Below are 21582 nucleotides of genomic sequence, written 5' to 3' on the forward strand. Positions count from 1 at the left end.
GACTCCAGCCCGAGTAAAGAAAGGGAAATATTTCAATATTGCTGGCAACTCCACTTCACGCGACAGGTTTACTCTCGGGTTCATCTTTCGGATCGCCGGTATGTTTCCCCTCTTCCGTTCCCTGCCAGCCGTGACGCTGGGTCAATGACAGATGATTACGATCCTCATTAATGATCTCCGTCAGCATCGCGCTGGTGCGTTTCACCACTGCTGCGCGAGACGATGCATCCTCTTCTGCCATCTCCACCATCTCTTCGACCATATCGGTGTTAAAACGGCGGAACAGGTCGGCGCGTTCTCGTGCTTCATAAGCCCCCAGCCCTAACCCTTCCAGCGCCATGCGCCCGGACTTGAGCGCCCCTTCGAAGGTTTCACGCTCTGGCGCTTCAATCCCTGCCTGACGCAGTTTGATGTAATGGTCTACATCACGCGCGCGGGAGATGATTTTCAGGTTCGGGAAATGCTCCAGCGCCAGCTCTGCCAGCTGAAGACTGGCCTGCGGATCGTCAATCGCGTTGATCAGCACTTCGGCTTTTGCCGCTCCGGCGGACTCCAGCAGATCGACGCGCGTCGCATCGCCGTAAAACACTTTCATACCAAATTTACGCAGGGTTTCGATGTGGTCAGGATCGTGATCCAGAATCACCATTTTCACTCCGCTGGAGAGCAGCAAACGGCCTGTGATCTGCCCGAAGCGGCCAAACCCGGCGATAATCACTCGTGGCTGTTCTTCATCAATTTCATCGGCTTCCCGATCCTGCCCGCTATTAGACTGCTCAAGACGAGTCAACAGCACCAGAAGTATTGGCGTAGCAGCCATCGACAGTGCCACCGCCAGCGTCAGTGCCTTTGCCCATTCTGCGTCGAGCACGTTCGCCATCTGCGCAGCGCCAAACACCACGAAAGCAAACTCACTCCCCTGTCCAAGCAAGACGGCAAACCAACGGCGCTGTTTATTCGGCACGTTGAGCGGACGCGCGATCAGCCATAACATCCCCATCTTGATGACCAGGAACCCGACCAGCAGAGTCAGAATACGCAGCGGGTGCGTTACCAGCGTACCAAAGTCGATCGACATCCCGACGCCGATAAAGAACAGCCCCAGCAGCAAACCTTTGAAGGGTTCGATATCGCTTTCCAGCGCATGACGGTATTCGGAGCTGGCCAGCAGCACGCCCGCCAGGAATGCGCCCATCGCCATCGACAGACCGGCCTCTTCGAGCAGCAAACCAAAGCCGAAGACCAGGAACAGTGCCACGGCGCTGAAGACTTCACGCAGCCCAGAGCGGGCTACAAAACGCAGCAGCGGACGCGTCACATAACGTCCTAAAAGAATCACTAACGCTAGCGCGCCCGCCACTTTCAGCGCCGACAGGGCGAAGGCCCCCAGCGTGGTGGACGACCCGCTTGCCGCCAGCAGCGGGATCATCGCCACCAGCGGAATGGCGGCGATATCCTGGAACAGCAGGACAGAAAACGTGCTGCGTCCCATCTGGGAAACAGTCAGGTTGCGCTCATTCATCGCCTGCATGGCAATCGCCGTCGAGGAGAGCGCCAGCGTCATGCCGATCAGCTCGGCGACCTTCCAGTCCATGCCGAGCAGAATACAAAAGCCGCCGAGCAGCGCGCCGCACGCCACCATCTGCAATGCCCCGCCGCCAAACACCGAGGCGCGCAGTTTCCACAGGCGCTGCGGGTCCAGCTCCAGACCAATGACAAACAGCATCAGCACCACGCCGATTTCGGCGAAATGCAAAATAGACTCAGCGTCCGTAACCAGCCCCAGCCCCCACGGGCCGATAGCGCAACCGGCAATCAAATACCCCAGCACCGAGCCCAGGCCCAGACGCACAGCAACCGGCACAATCAGCGCCGCCGCCCCCAGATAAATCAGCGCCTGTATGAGCGTATGGCTATCCATGATGGTGCTCCTGCCAGTCGAGTAAGCGTTGTTTGTAGTGGCGGGCCTGCGCCTGCAGCGTTTCGTCGTCACAGACGAACGTGCAGTGCATGGCGAAAGGGGGTAACCAGGTAAGCCCACAGTAAACCGCCGTTGCCTGTAGCGGCTGTGACAAGACGTCAAACCCCGGATGGGAGCCGATATCAAAATGGCTTTCACCACCGCCGGTAGTGACGGCCCACAGCAGGCTTTTGCCCTTCAGCGCGTGACCGTTGTGGCCGTAGGCCCAGCCGTGAGAGAACACTTTGTCGATCCACAGTTTGAGCAGTGGCGGTGTGCTGTACCACTGCATCGGATGTTGCCAGACGATAAGATCTGCGCGGGATATCGCCTCCTGTTCGGCGGCGATATCGATGTTGAAGTCAGGATAAAGTTGATAGAGGGAGCGTATCTCTACGCCGTCGATTTCCCTTGCTTGCTCAAGCATCCGCTTATTCGCATGAGAGTGCTGCGGATAAGGATGCGCATAAATTATCAGAATCATTGTATTGCCTGTTTTAACGCTTGTTGTAATCAGCAAGAGTGTAGACAGTTAATCGAACCGCTTACAATGATAACTGTTATTTATGTATTCACGGTGATGTGTGTCCAGGCTGTTCGCTCACCTTCACGTCCGGCTCGCTGACCACCAGGTCGCATTTCTTCGGCAGCAGGAAAGTCATCGTCCCGGCGATAATCAGCGATCCCGCCAGGGCGCACACTGCAACGTTCTGCCCATAGAGATAAATCATCACGCCCACCAGATACGGGCCGCAGAATCCCCCAAGATTCCCCAGTCCGTTAATCACGCCACGCGCACTTCCGGCTACTTCCGGAGCCGCAATCCGCCCAGGCATCGACCAGAATGGACTGGTTGCAGACTTGAGGAAGAACCCGCAAATCACCAGCGCAATATAGGCTGCAACCACATGTTCACGCAGGATAACCGAGGCCACCAACGCCGTAGCAAAGCTATACAGGGAGAACCGTACCCACAGGCGACGTTTGCCACTGCGATCGCTGAACAGTGAAATGACGTAAATCCCCGCCAGCGTGGCAACAAACGGCAACACCGCCAGAAAACCCACGCTCGTCATACTCCCCCCCGTCAGCCCTTTCAGTATGGTGGGTAGCCACAGGGTGTAGCCATAATCACCGGTCTGGTAGAAGAAGTTAAGGATCACCAGTTTCATCAGCCCTGAATTGCGAAAAACATCTTTCACCGGCGCGTTGCTGACCGGCGCTTCGGCAAGCTTTGCGGCGCGCTCGGCGGCTAAGGTCGTCACCAGATAATCGCGTTCACGGTCCGACAACCAGCGCGCCTCTTCGGGCCGGTCGCTGATCATGAACCACCAGACGGCCAGCACTACCAGCGACAGCAACCCTTCGATGATAAACAGCCATCGCCAGTCAAACGCCGAGATAATGGCACCGGAAACGGGCGCGGTCAGCATCCCACCCAGCGGAGCAAACATCATCACAAATGCGTTCGCGCGACCCACCTCCTTTTCGGGGAACCAGTTGCTGACCATTGTTAAAACGACCGGCAGCATCCCGCCCTCGGAAACGCCCAGAATAAAGCGCAGGACCAGCAATTGATATTCATGAGTCACAAAACCGGTCGCAACAGAAACGATCGCCCAGGCTACCAACGACCAGGCAATAAACCGTTTTCCACTGCCATTAACAGCAATCTTCCCGCCCGGTATTTGTAAAAAAAGATAGCCAATAAAAAATATTCCGCTGGCGACACCGGCCATTTGACTGGTAATGCCTAAATCTGCTTCCATCCCACCGGGTAGCGCAAAACTAATATTAACCCGGTCCATAAACGAAATAATGCACGCAATTAATACCGGCGCAATGATACGCAGCCAGCGAGTGCTGGGAATGTTATCGTTCATATTTCTCACTCTCTATGCAGAGGTTATTGTTGTCATTTCATGAAAACAGGGGCAGAAATAAGACTCTTAAATTAATTAATCGCATTCGGTAAAGCAGTCCCGGAAAAATAAGCAGCGATGTTAGCAAAAACCACGTCACTCATTTTTTGCCGCGTCTCATGCGTGGCGCTGGCGACGTGCGGTTGTAGAACCACATTATCGAGGGCCATCAGTTCCGCCGGCACATTGGGCTCATCGTCAAAAACGTCTAGCCCGGCTCCGGCAATAACACCCTTCTGTAACGCCTGAATCAGCGCCTTTTCATCCACCAGCGAGCCGCGAGCAATATTAATCAGCCACGCGTGTTTCGGCATGACGTTAAAAACTGAAGCGTCGATCAAACCGCGATTCGCTTCCCCGCCTGAGGCCGCAATCACCAGAAAATCACTCTCGTGAGCCAGCGTATGTAAATCTGCGCACCACTGATAATCCAGATCAGCCAACTTTTTGCGATCGGTATAGAGCACTTCCATATCAAAACCACGGGCACGACGGGCGATAGCCTGGCCAATGTTCCCCATTCCCAGCAGCCCAATGCGTTTGCCGCTGACCTGAGTTCCCAGCGCAAGACCGCCGTTCGCCCAGCGGCCTTCACGCACAAAGCGGTCGCCCTGGCACAGCTGGCGTGCGCCGGATAGCAGTAGCCCCATCGCCAGATCGGCCACGTCGTTGGTCAATACGCCGGAGGTGATGGTGACGGATATCTGGCGAGTGCGGAGATAATCCAGATCGACCGCATCAGTTCCCACACCGAAAATCGCCACCAGCCCTACGTGTGGCAGCATCTCAAGAACGTTGTTTTGTACACCAACATCGCCGCGCGTCACCACCACGGCGATGTTCTCGCCCTGCTCGCGTAAAAAGGTGATGGGATCGTCCTGTTCATAGAGACGATACAGCGGGAACTGGCTGGCGAGCTGCTGTTGCAGGCTCTCGACAACGGGAGCGATTAAAAGGACGGCGCGGTTATTTGCAATATTCATCAGATCACCTGTTTGATGTGTCGTGAAAATGGATGCCACTATCAAACGGGTTTTTTGTAGGGTTTTTTGCGATCTGCGTCACGCTGAATCGTGTTAACAAACGCTGTTACAGCGTCCGTGATCTGTATGACAAATCAGATGGTTTCACCCATCGACAGCCGATAATGAAGATCGACTTTTTCGATGGTGGGCAGCCCTTTAATTTTCTTAATCAGGATCTCGGTCGCCACTTTGCCCATTTCGCTACGCGGGGTCAGGACGCTCGCCAGGCGCGGTGAAACGATCTGGCCAATCTCCAGACCGTGGAAACCGGCAATGGCCATCTCCTGCGGAATCGCGATTCCACTGGCAATGCACTCCTGCAATACACCCACAGCCAGATCGTCGTTGGTACAGAGAATAGCGTCCATACTGGCGTACATCTGCCGCGCCAGCGTCATCATCCCGGTGCCAATCGACACTGACGAGACTTTATTTGGCGCGATGCGCCCCACGGCCAGCCCGGCATTGCTCATCGCTTCGCAGTAACCCGCGTAACGCTGCTCGTCGCGCACATCGGACATCGAGCCAAAGTAAATAACATGCTGCTTACCGCTCGCCAGCAGCATATTGGTCATATCAAAACCGGCTTTGAAGTTATCAAACCCGACGTTGATGCGCCCAGGGTTGTCCGATAAGCCCATCACTTCAGCGACAGGAATTTTCGCGGCGTTGAGATACTTCTCCGCTCTGAGCGTGTGCACCGACTCCGTCAACAGCAACCCTTTGACGTTAAAGGCCAGTACGGCGGCAATTTGCTCTTCTTCGCGCTGGCGGTCGTAGTCGTAGTTCACGACCAGCGTTTGATAGCCGTGAGCCGCCGTCACCGACTCAATCCCGGCTAACAGATCGGCAAAAATTTGATTATGAAAAGAAGGGATCAGCACGCCGATGCGGGGAACAGAGACGCTGCTCATCGCCGGATTATCCGGGTCTGGCTCGAAACCCACTTCCGCAATAACACTGGCAATACGCTCTGCCGTTTCAGGTTTCACTTTATCCGGTGTACGTAAATAACGGCTGACGGTCATTTTCGTTACGCCAGCAAGCTCAGCGATATCATTGAGCGTAATGCGTTGTGCTTTCATTCATTTGTCCGTCAAATACTTCCACGACTTCAGGCCATTATGCCTGTCAGAGGGGGAAAAGAGAATCGCCCTTCCCCCGTGAATCCCCTGTATGACGCACCGATTCCCGCCCCGCATCACGTTTAACGTAACCCCTTTTCGTAACACGGAGTTGAGTGATCTTTATCACAGTTTGAAGCGACGAAAATCCGTGAGATAGGACACACGAATTCATTGATATTCAGCCGTTAATCAGGATAGCGAAATGAACGATCTTTTTAGCTTACAAGGCAAACGCATTTTAATTACCGGTGCCGGACAAGGTATTGGTTTTGTTATGGCGCAAGGGCTGGCGAAATACGGAGCAGAGATAATCATCAACGATATTTCTGCGCCACGGGCAAATGATGCAGTAATGAAATTACGCGATGAAGGCGCAATTGCGCATTCCGCAGTCTTTAATGTGACGGATGCAGAATCCGTTGAAAATGCAGTCGCTAAAATCGAAGCGGAAATAGGCGTAATTGACGTGCTATTTAATAATGCGGGCATTCAGCGTCGTCACCCATTTACAGAATTCCCGGTACAGGAATGGAATGACGTTATTTCGGTAAATCAGACGGCGGTGTTCCTGGTATCTCAGGCCGTCGCAAAACGAATGGTCACCCGCAATCAGGGAAAAATCGTCAATATTTGTTCGATGCAGAGCGAGTTAGGCCGGGACACTATCACTCCTTACGCCGCCGCCAAAGGTGCAGTGAAAATGCTGACCCGTGGCATGTGCGTTGAGCTGGCTCGCTACAACATTCAGGTGAATGGAATAGCGCCGGGCTACTTCAAAACGGCGATGACCCAAACTCTGGTCGATGACCAGGCGTTCACCGACTGGCTGTGCAAACGCACTCCCGCTGCGCGATGGGGCGATCCACAAGAGCTGATCGGTGCGGCGGTATTTCTGTCGTCGAAGGCGTCCAATTTTGTCAACGGTCACCTGCTATTCGTTGATGGCGGCATGCTGGTCGCCGTCTGATCATGGGGGAAATTATGGCAGGACAATGCATCATTTTGATGGGTGTTTCTGGCACGGGAAAAACGACGGTCGGCCAGGCGCTGGCCGGCGTACTTGGCGCAAAATTTATCGACGGTGACGATCTGCATCCGCGAAACAATATCGTGAAAATGGCCGCCAGCCAGCCGCTTGACGACGATGACCGTCAGCCCTGGCTGGAACGCATCGCCGACGTGATTTTTAGCCTTGAGCAAAAAAATGAGTCAGGTGTACTGGTCTGTTCCGCGCTGAAAAAGCGCTACCGGGATCGTCTGCGCGAGGGGAGCCGCAATCTGCGCTTTCTCTGGCTCACCGGAGATTACACCTGCATTCTGCATCGTATGCAGCAGCGCAAAGGCCATTTCATGCCTGAAGCGCTCTTGCAGAGTCAGTTTGCCGCACTGGAAATCCCGGACGACAGCGAGCCGGATATTATCGCGGTGGATATCGCCCCCGACGTCAGTCTTATCGTGGAGCAATCATTAGCGTTGCTCGACAAAACGCCTTCTGTAAGGGTACCCGCATGATTATTGATACGTTAACCGCCGCCGCCAAAAATGCTTTTTATCCGCCTGTCATCCGCAAAGCGCTACAGGCAGTGATTGGGCAAGAGCCACATTCACTGCCGCCCGGCAAATATACCATCGACGGGGATAATCTTTTCTTCACGGTGGTCGAGGGCGAAACGCGCCCGCTTGCAGAGCAGCGCCCGGAATATCATCGTCAGTACCTCGACATACACATTGTGCTGGCGGGTAAAGAGGTCATTGGGGCGGGAAATAAAGGGCTGGAGATTATCGAAGATGGCCCGTTTAATCAGGCTCATGATATCGGTTTTTGTACGCAAATCAGCAGTGAAACCCTGATTCACCTGCATCCGTTTGAGCTGGCCATTCTTTTTCCGGGTGAGCTTCATCGTCCGATGGGTGCAATTGGTGCGGGCGCACCGCTGCGTAAAATCATTGTCAAAATCGACTATGCTCTGCTCTGAGCATCACATGATGGCCCCGCCGCTCGGCAGGGCCTGCCAGACAGTTAGTTATCCAGTTCGCTCATGTTCTTAACTTGGTCACGGTTAATCTGCTCGGTTTTACCGGTCTCTGCGTTTTTATAAGACACCAGTCCGGTGTCGTCATCCACCTGTGGTTTACCGTCAGTGACGATCGTTCTGCCATCGGTGGTTTTTACCGCCTGGTTGGATGAACAACCGGCAACGGTGAAGAGGGCTGCTGCAGCAAAAATTGAGGTAGCCAGAAGTTTATTTCGCATGGTGTTCTCCCTGCTTTTCAGTTGAATTTAATTATCGACCTAACCATTTTAGGCTAACTGACTGACGGGAGATGGAAAACCAGAACACTCTGAAGAGGTACAAAGAGATGTGTTGCCGGGTGGCGGCTGCGCCTTACCCGGCCTACAGGTGGAGAATTTGAGTTTTGTAGGGCGGGTAAGCGAAGCGCCACCCGCCTGATGACCGCACGGACAAAAATTGCCGGGTGGCGGCTACGCCTTACCCGGCCTACGAGTGGAGTATTTGGGTTTTGTAGGGCGGGTAAGCGCAGCGCCACCCGCCTGATGACCGCACGGACAAAAATTGCCGGGTGGCGGCTACGCCTTACCCGGCCTACGAGTGGAGTATTTGGGTTTTGTAGGGCGGGTAAGCGCAGCGCCACCCGCCAGATACACGCGGTGCGGCTTACTTATTAATCTGCGCGTGCATTTCCTGCACCGAAATCACCTTCTCGGTGGCATCGGCGTTCAGCGCCATCGCTGTCGCGAAACCGCCGTTCAGGGTGGTGTCGTAATGCACTTTGTACTGCAGCGCGCTGCGGCGAATCAGCTTGGAGTCTTCAATCGCCTGACGACCCGCAGTGGTGTTGATAATGTAGGTGTACTCGCCATTCTTGATACGGTCCTGAATGTGCGGACGACCTTCATGCACCTTGTTGACCAGACGCGGGTTGATACCGGCTTCGCCCAGCACGATAGCCGTGCCGTGGGTCGCATCCAGCTCAAAGCCTTGTTTCAAAAGTTTCGCCGCCAGGTCTACCACACGCTCTTTGTCGCCTTCGCGCACGGAGAGCAGCGCACGGCCCTGCTTTCTCATGGTTGAGCTGCTGCCGAGCTGTGCTTTGGCGAACGCTTCTGCGAAGGTACGGCCAACGCCCATGACTTCACCGGTGGAGCGCATTTCTGGCCCTAACAGTGGGTCAACGCCCGGGAATTTGTTGAACGGCAGGACCACTTCTTTCACCGAGTAGTACGGTGGAATAATTTCTTTGGTCACGCCCTGCTGGGTCAGCGTCTGGCCCGCCATCACACGCGCCGCCACTTTCGCCAGCGGAACGCCGGTCGCTTTGGAGACGAACGGTACGGTACGTGCCGCACGCGGGTTAACTTCAATCAGGTAAACTTCGTTATCTTTCACGGCGAACTGGACGTTCATCAGGCCACGAACCTGCAGCTCGAAGGCCAGTTTCTGCACCTGCTGGCGCATCACATCCTGAATTTCCTGGCTCAGGGTGTAGGCTGGCAGAGAACACGCGGAGTCACCGGAGTGCACGCCCGCCTGCTCGATGTGCTCCATGATGCCGCCAATCAGCACCATTTCGCCGTCGCAGATGGCGTCCACATCCACTTCCACCGCATCGTCGAGGAAGCGGTCGAGCAACACTGGCGCATCGTTAGAGACGCTTACCGCGGTCTGGAAGTAGCGGCGCAGGTCGGCTTCGTCGTAGACGATTTCCATCGCACGGCCGCCCAGCACGTAGGACGGACGCACCACCAGCGGGTAACCAATCTCTTTCGCCTTCTCAACCGCCATTTCAATCGCGGTCACAGTGGCGTTGGCCGGTTGTTTCAGCTTCAGACGGTCAACCGCCTGCTGGAAACGCTCGCGGTCTTCCGCGCGGTCAATCGCATCCGGGCTGGTGCCGATAACCGGCACACCTGCCGCTTCCAGCGCGCGCGCCAGCTTCAGCGGAGTCTGGCCGCCGTACTGCACGATAACGCCTTTTGGCTTCTCGATACGCACGATTTCCAGCACGTCTTCCAGCGTTACCGGCTCGAAGTAGAGGCGGTCAGAGGTGTCGTAGTCGGTGGATACGGTTTCCGGGTTACAGTTGACCATGATGGTCTCGTAACCGTCTTCGCGCAGCGCCAGCGAAGCGTGTACGCAGCAGTAGTCAAACTCGATGCCCTGGCCGATACGGTTCGGGCCGCCGCCGAGGACCATGATTTTATCGCGGTCGTTGGACGGATTCGCTTCACACTCGTCTTCGTACGTGGAGTACATGTAGGCGGTGTCGGTGGCAAATTCTGCGGCGCAGGTGTCCACACGTTTGTAGACCGGGTGCAGGTTGTACTGGTCGCGCAGCTTGCGGATTTCAGATTCGCGCACGCCCGCCAGTTTAGCCAGACGCGCGTCGGCGAAGCCTTTACGCTTCAGCATACGCAGGAAGTCAGCGTCGAGACCGGTGATGCCCATCTCTGCCACTTTCTCTTCCAGGCGCACCAACTCTTCGATTTGCACCAGGAACCAGCGGTCGATGTTGGTCAGGTTGAAGACGCCGTCGACAGACAGGCCCGCGCGGAAGGCATCGGCGATATACCAGATACGCTCAGCACCCGCGTCTTTCAGTTCACGGCGGATTTTGGTCAGCGCTTCCGGGTCATCCAGGCTCACTTTCGGGTCGAAGCCCATCGCGCCGACTTCGAGGCCGCGCAGCGCTTTCTGCAGGGATTCCTGCTGAGTGCGACCAATAGCCATCACTTCGCCGACAGATTTCATCTGAGTGGTCAGACGGTCGTTCGCGCCCGCGAATTTCTCGAAGTTGAAGCGAGGAATTTTGGTGACGACGTAGTCGATGGACGGTTCGAACGAGGCCGGTGTGCGACCGCCGGTGATGTCGTTCATCAGCTCGTCGAGGGTGTAACCCACCGCCAGTTTCGCTGCCACTTTCGCAATCGGGAAGCCGGTGGCTTTGGAGGCCAGCGCCGAGGAGCGGGATACACGCGGGTTCATTTCGATAACAATCAGGCGACCGTTTTTCGGGTTCACGGAGAACTGCACGTTGGACCCGCCGGTTTCGACGCCGATTTCACGCAGTACCGCCATCGAGGCGTTACGCATGATTTGATACTCTTTGTCGGTCAGGGTCTGAGCCGGTGCCACGGTGATGGAGTCGCCGGTGTGGATACCCATCGCATCGAAGTTTTCGATAGAGCAGACGATGATGCAGTTGTCGTTTTTATCACGCACCACTTCCATCTCGTACTCTTTCCAGCCAATCAGCGACTCGTCAATCAGCAGCTCTTTGGTGGGGGAAAGATCCAGACCGCGTTCGCAAATCTCTTCAAACTCTTCGCGGTTGTAGGCGATACCGCCACCGGTGCCGCCCATAGTGAACGAAGGACGGATGATGCACGGATAACCCACGTCAGCGGCAACCGCCAGCGCTTCTTCCATAGTGTGCGCGATGCCGGAGCGCGCGGTATCGAGGCCGATTTTCTTCATCGCCACGTCGAAACGGCGGCGGTCTTCGGCTTTATCAATCGCGTCGGCGGTGGCACCAATCATGGTCACGCCGAACTCAGCCAGCACGCCCTGGCGTTCCAGTTCCAGCGCACAGTTCAGCGCGGTCTGGCCGCCCATGGTTGGCAGCACGGCGTCCGGACGCTCTTTTTCGATGATTTTGCGGACCACTTCCCAGTGAATCGGCTCGATGTAGGTCGCATCAGCCATTTCCGGGTCGGTCATGATGGTGGCCGGGTTAGAGTTCACCAGAATGACGCGGTAACCCTCTTCGCGCAGGGCTTTACACGCCTGTGCGCCGGAGTAGTCGAATTCGCAGGCCTGGCCGATAACGATCGGGCCAGCGCCAAGGATCAGGATGCTTTTTATATCTGTACGTTTTGGCATTTTGTTCTCGGCTCCTGATTATTTAGCGGTCTGACGGTATTGCTCGATAAGTTCGATGAAGTGATCGAACAGCGGCGCAGCATCGTGCGGGCCTGGGCTGGCTTCCGGGTGGCCCTGGAAGCTGAACGCCGGTTTGTCGGTGCGATGGATACCCTGCAGGGTGTGGTCGAACAGCGACTTGTGGGTGACACGCAGGTTGGCAGGCATTGACGCCTCGTCCACCGCAAAACCGTGGTTCTGCGCGGTAATCATCACCGTGTTGTTGTCGATATCTTTCACCGGGTGGTTACCACCGTGGTGACCGAACTTCATCTTGACGGTTTTCGCACCGCTCGCCAGCGCCAGCAGCTGATGGCCGAGGCAGATGCCAAATACCGGAATATCGGTTTCGAGGAAGGTTTTAATCGCTTCAATCGCGTAATCGCACGGCGCCGGGTCACCAGGGCCGTTGGAGAGGAAGATCCCGTCCGGGTTCATCTTCAGCACTTCGTCCGCAGGCGTTTTCGCCGGAACCACCGTCAGGCGGCAGCCACGGTCCACCAGCATGCGCAGGATGTTGCGCTTCGCGCCGTAGTCGTAGGCGACCACGTGGAACGGCAGCTCTTCTTCTTTCTTCGCTTCTGGCAGTTCACCCGCCAGCGTCCAGCTCCCCTGCGTCCAGCTGTAAGCTTCCGCGGTGGTCACTTCTTTCGCCAGATCCATCCCGTTCAGGCCAGGGAAGGCTTTCGCTTTTTCCTGCGCCAGTGCCGCATCCAGGTTATCGCCCGCGATGATGCAGCCGTTCTGTGCGCCCTTCTCGCGCAGCAGACGGGTCAGCTTACGGGTATCGATATCGGCAATCGCCACGATGTTGTGACGTTTCAGGTAGGAAGAGAGGTCTTCAGTGTTGCGGTAGTTGCTGGCAATCAGCGGCAGGTCGCGAATAATCAGACCTTGCGCGTGGACCTGGGAGGATTCGGCATCGGCTTCGTTGGTGCCGACATTACCAATATGAGGATAAGTAAGGGTGACGATTTGGCGGGAATAGGAAGGATCAGTGAGGATTTCTTGATAACCGGTCATTGAAGTATTGAAAACGACTTCCCCAACCGCCGAACCTGTTGCCCCTATGGCCCGACCGATAAACTGGGTTCCGTCTTCCAGAACCAATAGCGCTGACTTAATCAAAACACCCTCCAGAGAATATTCACTCACTTTATCTGCATATTAATTCACAACGGCGCTATGAATCAATGCAAATTTGCTGCCAGTGGATTTTCGGCAAACGGCGGCATTCTGGGGATTTGGTGGGGTAAAGTCAACTCAAAACGGCTTTTTTGTGTATTATTTTGCAAGGCTTTGGCGTTTGGCGGCGTTTAAGCCATAAAAAGATCAACAAAATCACGTTAGAAAACGTTTGTATGCTGAGTTTAGTGGGATCTGTACGTTTAAGTCAGTAAAAACCAGACCAAATGGTCAAAATTTACAGTTCAATAACACAAAAATGGAAGAAAACTGTGATTTTTAATGATGATTGCTTAAAAAGCATCTTAAATAGCCAAAATAAAAGGGCAATAAAATATTACCCTGTGCAATCAATCAATTAAGACTGCAATAACCACATCACGATGGGTAATAACACTTATAAATCGTTAAGATTAAGCACATCTCGCATATCAAAAAGACCATTATCCAGATTTTTAAGCCACAATGCGGAGCGCACTGCACCGTTAGCAAAGGTCATGCGGCTCGATGCTTTATGGGTAATCTCCACGCGCTCACCGATATCGGCAAAGATAGCCGTGTGTTCGCCGACGATATCGCCCGCACGCACTGTTGCAAACCCAATAGTGCCCGGAACACGCTCGCCGGTATGCCCTTCGCGAGAGTAGACCGCGCAGTCCTTTAAATCCTTATCAAGTGCATAAGCAATCGCTTCGCCCATCGCCAGCGCTGTACCGGACGGGGCATCCACTTTATGACGGTGGTGCGCTTCGATAATCTCGATGTCCGTGTAGTCACCCATCACTTTGGCCGCTTTCTCCAGCAGCTTGAGCATCACGTTCACGCCGACGCTGAAGTTAGCCGCAAAGACAATGGCGATGTCCTGGGACGCCTCTTTGATGGCCTGTTTGCCCGCGTCGTCAAAACCGGTGGTGCCGATGACCATGCCCTTACCGTGCTGACGGCAAAAGGCCAGATGGTGCAGCGTCCCTTCCGGGCGGGTGAAATCGATGAATACATCAAAATCGTCTTTCACCGCATCCAGGCTGCTTTGCACAGTGACGCCCGTCTTACCCACACCTGCCAGTTCGCCCGCATCGGTTCCCAGTAATGAGGAGCCGTCGCGCTCCAGCGCCGCGCCAAGCGCAACGCCGTCTAACTGCAGCGCTGCCTGAATTAACTGACGGCCCATACGGCCACCCGCGCCCGCTATCGCGACACGCACCTGTGCATCATGCATAGTTATTCTCTTACGTTAAAAGTATGTAAATCGTTTTCAGATTAACCAGCCTGTGAAGAACCCGCTATCTTAAAACGCCGATAATTAGAATTTTATGATAAACAGGGAGCAGTATCAGTAAAAGACATGAGGATCAGCGAAAACCGCATGATTCACGCACCACCAGCGCAGGCGGTAAAATGATCCTTTTCGCTGGCTCATCGTTCCCCTGAATCCGGCTGAATAACAGCTCCCCCGCTTTACGACCAATCTCTTTGGCCGCGACCGATACCGTGGTCAGGGCGGGCTGCACCAACGCCGCTTCGGTGATGTCATCGAAGCCGACCAGCGCAAAATCCCGCCCCGGTTCGCGGCCCAGTTTGCGTAAACTCTGCATAACGCCGAGCGCCACAATATCCTGATAGCAAATGGCCGCCGTGATCTGCGGGTTCTCTTTCAGCAGCGTTTCCGCCACGCGCGCGCCGTCGCTCTGGCTGGCCTGGGAGGTGATGATCCAGTCGGGATTCGGCGCGACGCCGTACTCCAGCAGTTGGCTGGTAAAGCCGCCGATACGCTGCGCCCGCGAGCCGGAATTCTGGCTGCCGCCAATAAACGCAATCTGCCGATGCCCCAGCCGCAGCAGATGTTCCGTCGCCATCTGCGTGCCGAGGAAGTTATCCGTCCCGACAAAATCGAAATCCGGGTCGTTGAGCGGACGCACCACCATGATCGCCGGAATATTGCGTCGCTTCAGACCGTCGAAAAACGCCTGCGGCGTTTCACGGGCGGCGCACAGCACCATTCCGCCGACGTTATTGCGCATCAGGGAATCGACAAATTTCTGCTGCCGCTGGGAGGACTCTTCGCTGTTCGCCAGAAACAGCATCAGGTCGTGACGCTCCATTTCGTGGCTCAGCCCCGCCGTCATCTCCCCGTAAAAGGGGTTAGTGATATCGTGCAGCAGCAGTCCCACCTGATTACTGCTGCGATTGCGCAGGTTGGCCGCCGTCTGGTTATAAACGTAGCCCGATTCATCCAGGGCTTTCAGCACCCGCTCGCGCGTCGCCTGCGAAATGCGCCCTTTGTTGCACAACACCATCGAGACCGTCGCCGTTGAGACTCCGGCCCGCTTCGCGACATCGGCCAGCGTGATTCCTGTCATAGTGACTCCTTTAAGACTTCATTCCAGATTAATCGAATAACCTATTTTTTGCATTTTTCCCTGTGAGCCTCTTCACATTCCGCCCGCTTTTTCCCCTTTCATTGCCTGGAATGGCGGGTTAATCGCGTTAACCACCCTTCTCAAACTCGGTTAATCGAATAACCTTAAGCAACGATTACGGAGGATAAAATGAGCTGCTACGAGAAATATCCCACGCTCCAGATTGAAGGCTACGACGACAGCGCCTGGCAGGGCTGGGAAGCGATAACGGCCCGGCTTGGCGCCAGAACAGGCCAGCGAACCGTTGTGGTGATTGACTGCTATCCGGGCGTTCGGCTGGCCGAGTTGGAAGAAAAACTGCTGACCGCGCTGAATCCGGTCCTTGCGATTAACGCCGAACAGGCGCGGCTCGATGAGTCGGCCCTGCATCAGCTTCTGGCGCGCAATCTCACCGATGACCGCGTCTTTGGCGTGCTCTCCTGCCACCAGCTCAGCGAGTTTATCGACCCGCAAAAGCTGGCTGCGCTGAAAGAGCAGGTGAACAACGTGGCTGAAGGGCTGGTTGTGGTTTACGGTCCCGGCGCGGCGCTGGTGCATCCGGGTGATGTGCTGGTGTATGCGGATCTGCCGCGCTGGGAAATTCAGCAACGGATGCGCAGCGGCGAGCTGGATAACTGGGGCGCAGAGAACCAGAGCGAAGATATACTCAGGCGCTACAAGCGCGCGTTCTTCGTCGAGTGGCGCGTCTTCGACCGCCATAAAACCCCGCTCTTAAAACGCGCCGATTTCCTGCTGGATACTACCCTCGCCGACACCCCGGCAATGGTCACGGGTGACGCGCTGCGTGCCGGACTGAAACAGACCACGCAGCAGCCGTTTCGCGTCGTCCCCTTCTTCGACCCCGGCGTCTGGGGCGGTCAGTGGATGAAGCAAAAATTCGATCTCGATCCCTCCGCACCCAATTACGCATGGTGTTTTGACTGTGTGCCCGAGGAGAACAGCCTGTTACTGCGTTTTGGTGCGGTGCGGATCGAGATCCCCTCTCAGGACCTTGTTCTGCTTGAGCCTCGCGCGCTGTTGGGTGAAAAAGTCCACGCCCGCTTTGGCGCCGAGTTCCCGATTCGCTTCGATTTTCTCGATACCATCGGCGGGCAGAACCTCAGTTTCCAGGTGCATCCGCTCACGGAGTACATCCAGCAGCAGTTTGGCATGCACTACACCCAGGATGAGAGCTACTACATTCTGGAAGCAGAGCCGGGCGCAATGGTCTATCTCGGGACCAAAACCGGCACTGAGCCGCAGGCGATACTCGACAACCTCAGAAGCGCCGGTCGCGGTGAACAGCCGTTTGATGATGCGCGCTTTGTGAATCAGATCCCGGCGAAGAAGCACGATCATTTCCTGATCCCCGCGGGAACTGTTCACTGTTCCGGTGCCGGGACGATGGTGCTGGAGATCAGCGCCACGCCGTATATCTTCACCTTCAAACTGTGGGACTGGGGCCGCCTGGGCATGGACGGCCTGCCGCGACCAGTGCATCTGGAACACGGTGAAAAAGTGATCGACTGGCAGCGCGATACCCAATGGGTGCATCAGCATCTGGTGAATCAGGTGGAGCCGATTGCCGAGGGTGAAGGCTGGCGGGAAGAGCGCACCGGGCTGCACGAACGCGAATTTATCGAAACGCGCCGTCACTGGTTTAGCGCCCCGGTCATTCATCACACCCACGGCGGCGTCAACGTGCTCAATCTGGTGGAAGGCACAGAAGCTGTCGTCGACAGCCCGAGCGGTGCTTTTGCTCCCTTCACCGTGCGTTACGCCGAGACCTTTATCATTCCGGCAGATGTCGGCGAATACCGCATCTCACCTTCCGAAGCCAATCCCGGCAAGCCGCTGGCCACCATTAAAGCCTGGGTAAGGGGGTAAACATGATTCGATTTATCGTCGCCACCCACGGTCCGCTCGCCGACGCGCTGCTGCAAAGTGGGCGGATGGTCTATGGCGAGCTTCCTCACGTTCAGGCGGTATGCCTGACCGAACAGGCCGGTATCGAAGGTTTTCGTCGCGATTTTGCTGCGGTGCTGGAGTCGGCCAGCGCACAGGCAGACGGCGTTCTGGTGCTGTGCGATATGCAGAGCGGTACGCCGTGGAACGTGGCCTGCGAAGCGGCATTTAATCCACACACTCAACCGCCCATCGCGGTGGTTGCTGGGGTGAATTTCCCGATGCTGTTGCAAACCGACGACGTGGCGCACCTGCCCGACGTCAATATCGCGGCGGCCCGACTGATTGAACTGACCCATCCTACGTTGATTCAGGCAAAACCTGTCGTGTCAGCGCAGTCAGATGACTTTTAAGGAGAATGCCATGAGTATTTCGTTTGTTCGCATTGATGACCGGGTGATCCACGGGCAGCTCATCACACGCTGGGCCAAAGAGCTGCCCTGTGACGGTATCGTCGCCATTGACGACGCCGTCGCGGCCGATCCGCTGCTCTCTTCAGTCATGAAAGGTGCCGTATCCGACACCAAAGTGTGGCTGTTCGACACTGCAACGGCCATCGAAAAACTGCCCAAAGTGATCGCCAGCGATAAGCGCTATTTCGTGATTGGCAAATCGCCTGTCACCCTGCAACGGCTTGAGCAGGCAGGGATCAGCTTAAAAAACAGCAATGGCAAAATTAACGTCGGGCCGATGAGCGCACGCGCTAACACCACCACCATCGGCCCAAATCAGTCCGTCACCACTGACGAAGCCGCCGCGTTTGAGTGGCTGACTGCTCAGGGGCATACCGTTGAGTTTCGCCTCGTGCCGGATGCCAGCTTTTACACCTGGCAGGACGCACGGCAAAAGCTGAAATAAGGAGCGCAGAATGATTATCGAAGCTTCACTCATTGGCCTGCTGTGCTATCTCGGCGCCCTCAGCAGCCCGTGGCTGTTGGGCCTAACCGGCGGCTGGTATCTGATTTCCCGTCCGCTGGTCTCCGGCATGCTGGTCGGTCTGATTCTGGGCGATGTCAAAACCGGGATCATGATCGGCGTGGCGGTGCAGGCGGTCTACATCGCGATGGTCACGCCGGGCGGTTCGATGCCCGCCGATCTGAACTTTGTCGCCTACCCCGCCATTGCGCTGGGCATTCTCTCTGGAAAAGGGCCGGAAGTGGCCGTCGCGCTGGCGGCGACCATCGGCATCGCCGGGACGATTTTGTTCAACGCGATGATGGTGCTGAACTCGTACTGGAACCACCGCGCCGATGTGGCGCTGGAGAAAGGCGATGAGCGCGGAATCTACTTCAACAGCGCTATCGGCCCGCAGGCAATGAACTTTGTCCTGCGCTTTGTGCCGACCTTTATCGCGGTCTATTTCGGCGCGCAGTACATCAGCGGCTTTATGGACAGCCTGCCAAAAATCGTGCTTTCCACCATGAACGTGCTGGGCGGGATTTTGCCTGCGGTGGGGATCGCCATTCTGCTGAAACAGATCATCAAAAATTACACCATGCTGATCTACTTCCTCGTCGGCTTTATCTGCATCGTTTTCCTGAAGCTGAACATGGTGGCGCTGGTGATCGTCGGCAGTCTGCTGGCGTTGATCCACTACAACTACAAACCGGAAGCCCCGCAGGCGGTGGCGGCACGCAGGGTTGACGACGATGAGGATGAATTCTGATGGAAGAGCGTAAATTAACCCGCAAAGATCTGCGCCGCTGCTGGCGCGCGTGGATGATGCACAACCTGTCGTCGATGAGCTTTGAGCGTCTGGAATCGTTCGGCTTCTGCCTGAGCATGCTCCCGGTGGCGAAAAAACTCTATCCGGATGCCACTCAGCGCAAGGAGATGCTTAAGCGCCATGCGTCGTTCTACAACACCGAGCCGCAAATCGGCGCGATCGTCAACGGAATGGCGCTGGGCCTGGAAGAGAAAAAAGCCAACGGCGAACCGATCGACGGCGAGACTATTAACACCCTCAAAGTCGGGCTGATGGGGCCGATCGCCGGGATCGGGGATTCGATGATCCCCGGCATGCTGATCCCGATCTTGCTGAGTATCGGGATGGCGCTGGCGGCGGGCGGCAATATTCTCGGCCCGCTGTTTTATACCGTCGCGTGGCTGGCGATCATCCTTCCTGGCTCCTGGTATCTGTTTCTCAAAGGGTATCAGATGGGATCGGGATCGGTGGAGATGCTGGTCAGCAGCAAATCGACTCGCCTGCGTGAAGCCCTGTCGCTGCTGGGTGTGTTCGTCATGGGCGGCGTGGCGGCGAGCTATGTGAAGCTCGGCACCGGGCTGGAGTTCATCACCAAAGACGGCGTGAACATTCATGTACAGCAGATGCTCGACGGGATTTTCCCGCAGCTGTTGCCGCTGATTGTGGTGCTGGGGACCTGGTATCTGATGGCGAAACGCGGCGTGTCGCCGGTGAAAGCGATGGTGTTACTGCTGATTCTGGCGGCGGCGGGCGTGGCGAGCGGATTGTTTGCCTAAGGATGTTACATCGGGTTAAAAAATGTCGGGTGGCGCTGCGCTTACCCGACCTATAACAGCTCGAACCGTAGGCCGGGTAAGGCGCAGCCGCCACCCGGCAAAAAGGTAAAGCTCGTGCGGTTTAATGCCCGGTGGCGCTTTGCTTACCGGGCCTAAGTTTTGTGGGAAACACTGTTTATGGATGGAAATTCTGCCACAACTCAGCCGCTCGGTCCGGGCGGGAGATAAACTGAAAACGCGCCGGATCATCAATAAACTGCTGATAGATTGGCTCGTCGGTAATCCCAAATTCGCTATATCGACGCGGCGTAATAGTGTGTAATCGCCCCGGCTGATAGTGATGATTGCGCTGCCAGATAATATGATTTCCCTGCACCAGCGGATACCATGCCAGCCCTTTGCGCGCACGGACGGCTTCATATTCAAACCCGTATTCCCGGTCGCACCACGCGCCAAAGGTCAGTGGTTCATCGGGCGAGGCGGAGATCGTCGCGTGTCCCCATCCCGGCGGGACCAGCACTTTATCACCTGGTCCGGCGAGCACCGCGAAACAGCGCCCCGGATCGTCCTCGACCCTTTCCTGCATGTAGATAATCGCTTTCCCTTGCCAGATCTCGTACAGCTCCGGCGGTGACCAGCCGCTGTGCTGGCTTTTGCGGTGCACATGTCCCTGACTACGCACTGGCTCATCGCCCAGCGTCCCGGCAGCATAGGTCACCACGCCGAACAGCAGCATCCGTTTTTCCAGCTCCTGACGATCCGCCATCCGCGCCACGTCCATCGCGATGGCATAGACCTGCTCGGGCCCGGCGCAGTCAGGGTTGCGCAGCGACAGGCGGATCTGATCCAGGGTGCGGATCTCCGGCATCGGCCCGGTGACATCATCACCGTAGCTAAACCCAAGCGGCTGATGAGTGATGGTCATGTCCAGCCCAAACTTATTCATGGCGCGCCTCCCAGCCTTCAGAGTGGTGAGCAGAGGAGAACACGCGAAGCGCAAACCCCTCTGCCAGCGCGGCGTAATCATGTCCCGCGACACTCGGCCAGACGGCGAGAGAAGAGAGGGTTGCAGGTCCGGTGTTGATCAAACGGTGCGCGGTGAAGGGAGGAATAATATGCACTGAGCCTGGCGCGACGCGCTCCAGCCGTGCATTCCCCTGCTCCGTCTGGAGCAACAGCAAACCTTCGCCACAGAGACCAAAGTAGACTTCACCCTGCTCTCTCTGCTTATGAAAATGCCCGCGCGTCATAAAAAATTCGTCGCCGATTTTCCCGGCATTGAGGTGGGTAACGCCGACATACAGCGCCCCTGCGTCTGCCGGGGAGTCGAGCACTTCAACGTGATAAACGACGTCAAGCGGATCGCGTTTCTGATAAGCGAGCACGTCGCTGAACACGCCATTAAGATCGCCCACGCGCGTGGCTTTATGAATAACAGAACCATTGGCGAACGCGCCGCTGGCCCATGCCACATGCGGTGGCAGGATAAGATCAGGAATCATAGTTGGTCTCCGGCCCAAGGAGAACGGCATCACCAGCCTATCAGATTAAACGATTAACCTGATGTCAGGAAAAA

The 21582-nt window shown here is 56.1% G+C and carries 20 protein-coding genes; 8 read left to right on the forward strand and 12 right to left on the reverse strand.

Annotation, left to right across the window (positions count from 1 at the left end; translation table 11 throughout):
* Positions 1-55: 55 nt before the first annotated feature.
* The 5 genes from kefC to JBO43_RS07200 all read right to left on the reverse strand — a co-directional run bounded on the left by kefC (position 56) and on the right by JBO43_RS07200 (position 5992).
* Positions 56-1921 (reverse strand): glutathione-regulated potassium-efflux system protein KefC, encoded by a 1866-nt coding sequence (kefC, locus tag JBO43_RS07180; protein ID WP_103947114.1) that lies wholly within the window; start codon positions 1919-1921, stop codon positions 56-58.
* Positions 1914-2444: a glutathione-regulated potassium-efflux system oxidoreductase KefF gene (gene kefF, locus JBO43_RS07185; protein WP_095280733.1), complete on the reverse strand. Its 531-nt coding sequence runs from the start codon at positions 2442-2444 to the stop codon at positions 1914-1916. The genes kefC and kefF overlap by 8 nt, the downstream gene beginning before the upstream one ends.
* An 88-nt stretch (positions 2445-2532) precedes the next feature.
* Positions 2533-3843 carry an MFS transporter gene (locus JBO43_RS07190; protein ID WP_095280732.1) on the reverse strand — a complete coding sequence of 437 codons (1311 nt, stop codon included), beginning with the start codon at positions 3841-3843 and terminating at the stop codon, positions 2533-2535.
* A 71-nt stretch (positions 3844-3914) separates the two neighbouring features.
* A complete protein-coding gene (locus JBO43_RS07195; RefSeq protein WP_202674005.1) occupies positions 3915-4865 on the reverse strand; it encodes a 2-hydroxyacid dehydrogenase in 951 nt (316 codons plus the stop codon).
* Positions 4866-4999: 134 nt separating this feature from the next.
* The gene (locus JBO43_RS07200) at positions 5000-5992 is read right to left on the reverse strand and encodes a LacI family DNA-binding transcriptional regulator (RefSeq protein ID WP_095280730.1); all 993 of its coding nucleotides are present in this window, start codon (positions 5990-5992) and stop codon (positions 5000-5002) included.
* 244 nt (positions 5993-6236) lie between these two features.
* On the opposite strand from JBO43_RS07200, the gene idnO reads away from it, so the two are divergent.
* From idnO to JBO43_RS07215, 3 genes are read left to right on the forward strand one after another with little or no spacing between them, the layout of a single operon-like run.
* A complete protein-coding gene (gene idnO / locus JBO43_RS07205) occupies positions 6237-7001 on the forward strand; it encodes a gluconate 5-dehydrogenase (RefSeq protein ID WP_202674006.1) in 765 nt (254 codons plus the stop codon).
* Between the two features lie 14 nt (positions 7002-7015).
* A complete protein-coding gene (locus JBO43_RS07210; protein WP_095284173.1) occupies positions 7016-7546 on the forward strand; it encodes a gluconokinase in 531 nt (176 codons plus the stop codon).
* Complete coding sequence (locus JBO43_RS07215; protein WP_202674007.1) at positions 7543-8010, forward strand: NanQ anomerase/TabA/YiaL family protein; 468 nt, start codon at positions 7543-7545, stop codon at positions 8008-8010. The genes JBO43_RS07210 and JBO43_RS07215 overlap by 4 nt, the downstream gene beginning before the upstream one ends.
* A 44-nt stretch (positions 8011-8054) precedes the next feature.
* Here JBO43_RS07215 and JBO43_RS07220 read toward each other — a convergent pair whose 3' ends face one another.
* The 5 genes from JBO43_RS07220 to JBO43_RS07240 form a co-directional block, all read right to left on the reverse strand.
* Positions 8055-8288 carry a YgdI/YgdR family lipoprotein gene (locus tag JBO43_RS07220; RefSeq protein WP_095280727.1) on the reverse strand — a complete coding sequence of 78 codons (234 nt, stop codon included), beginning with the start codon at positions 8286-8288 and terminating at the stop codon, positions 8055-8057.
* Positions 8289-8712: 424 nt separating this feature from the next.
* Positions 8713-11937 carry a carbamoyl-phosphate synthase large subunit gene (gene carB / locus JBO43_RS07225; RefSeq protein ID WP_095280726.1) on the reverse strand — a complete coding sequence of 1075 codons (3225 nt, stop codon included), beginning with the start codon at positions 11935-11937 and terminating at the stop codon, positions 8713-8715.
* A gap of 18 nt (positions 11938-11955) precedes the next feature.
* On the reverse strand, positions 11956-13104 hold the full coding sequence (gene carA / locus JBO43_RS07230) for a glutamine-hydrolyzing carbamoyl-phosphate synthase small subunit (protein ID WP_202674008.1): 1149 nt from the start codon (positions 13102-13104) through the stop codon (positions 11956-11958).
* 454 nt (positions 13105-13558) lie between these two features.
* Positions 13559-14380: a 4-hydroxy-tetrahydrodipicolinate reductase gene (gene dapB / locus JBO43_RS07235; RefSeq protein WP_103947117.1), complete on the reverse strand. Its 822-nt coding sequence runs from the start codon at positions 14378-14380 to the stop codon at positions 13559-13561.
* A 133-nt stretch (positions 14381-14513) separates the two neighbouring features.
* Positions 14514-15521 carry a LacI family DNA-binding transcriptional regulator gene (locus JBO43_RS07240; protein ID WP_202674009.1) on the reverse strand — a complete coding sequence of 336 codons (1008 nt, stop codon included), beginning with the start codon at positions 15519-15521 and terminating at the stop codon, positions 14514-14516.
* Positions 15522-15710: 189 nt separating this feature from the next.
* On the opposite strand from JBO43_RS07240, the gene JBO43_RS07245 reads away from it, so the two are divergent.
* From JBO43_RS07245 to JBO43_RS07265, 5 genes are read left to right on the forward strand one after another with little or no spacing between them, the layout of a single operon-like run.
* Positions 15711-17447, forward strand: a complete 1737-nt coding sequence (locus tag JBO43_RS07245) for a class I mannose-6-phosphate isomerase (protein WP_202674010.1) — start codon at positions 15711-15713, stop codon at positions 17445-17447.
* A gap of 2 nt (positions 17448-17449) precedes the next feature.
* A complete protein-coding gene (locus JBO43_RS07250; RefSeq protein ID WP_202674011.1) occupies positions 17450-17878 on the forward strand; it encodes a PTS sugar transporter subunit IIA in 429 nt (142 codons plus the stop codon).
* Positions 17879-17888: 10 nt separating this feature from the next.
* Positions 17889-18383: a PTS sugar transporter subunit IIB gene (locus JBO43_RS07255; protein ID WP_095280720.1), complete on the forward strand. Its 495-nt coding sequence runs from the start codon at positions 17889-17891 to the stop codon at positions 18381-18383.
* Positions 18384-18393: 10 nt separating this feature from the next.
* Positions 18394-19191, forward strand: coding sequence for a PTS mannose/fructose/sorbose/N-acetylgalactosamine transporter subunit IIC (locus JBO43_RS07260; RefSeq protein ID WP_202674012.1), 798 nt, complete (start codon positions 18394-18396; stop codon positions 19189-19191).
* Entirely contained in the window at positions 19191-20006 is an 816-nt protein-coding gene (locus JBO43_RS07265; RefSeq protein WP_103949157.1) for a PTS system mannose/fructose/sorbose family transporter subunit IID, read from the forward strand. Before JBO43_RS07260 ends, JBO43_RS07265 begins: the two co-directional genes overlap by 1 nt.
* 175 nt (positions 20007-20181) lie before the next feature.
* On the opposite strand, the gene JBO43_RS07270 is transcribed toward JBO43_RS07265, so the two are convergent.
* Complete coding sequence (locus tag JBO43_RS07270; protein WP_202674013.1) at positions 20182-20952, reverse strand: glucose-6-phosphate isomerase family protein; 771 nt, start codon at positions 20950-20952, stop codon at positions 20182-20184.
* A complete protein-coding gene (locus JBO43_RS07275; protein ID WP_202674014.1) occupies positions 20945-21508 on the reverse strand; it encodes a glucose-6-phosphate isomerase family protein in 564 nt (187 codons plus the stop codon). The genes JBO43_RS07270 and JBO43_RS07275 overlap by 8 nt, the downstream gene beginning before the upstream one ends.
* Between the last annotated feature and the right edge of the window lie 74 nt (positions 21509-21582).

It is taken from the genome of Lelliottia jeotgali (genome assembly GCF_016771845.1).
In the GTDB taxonomy this organism is placed as follows: domain Bacteria; phylum Pseudomonadota; class Gammaproteobacteria; order Enterobacterales; family Enterobacteriaceae; genus Enterobacter; species Enterobacter jeotgali.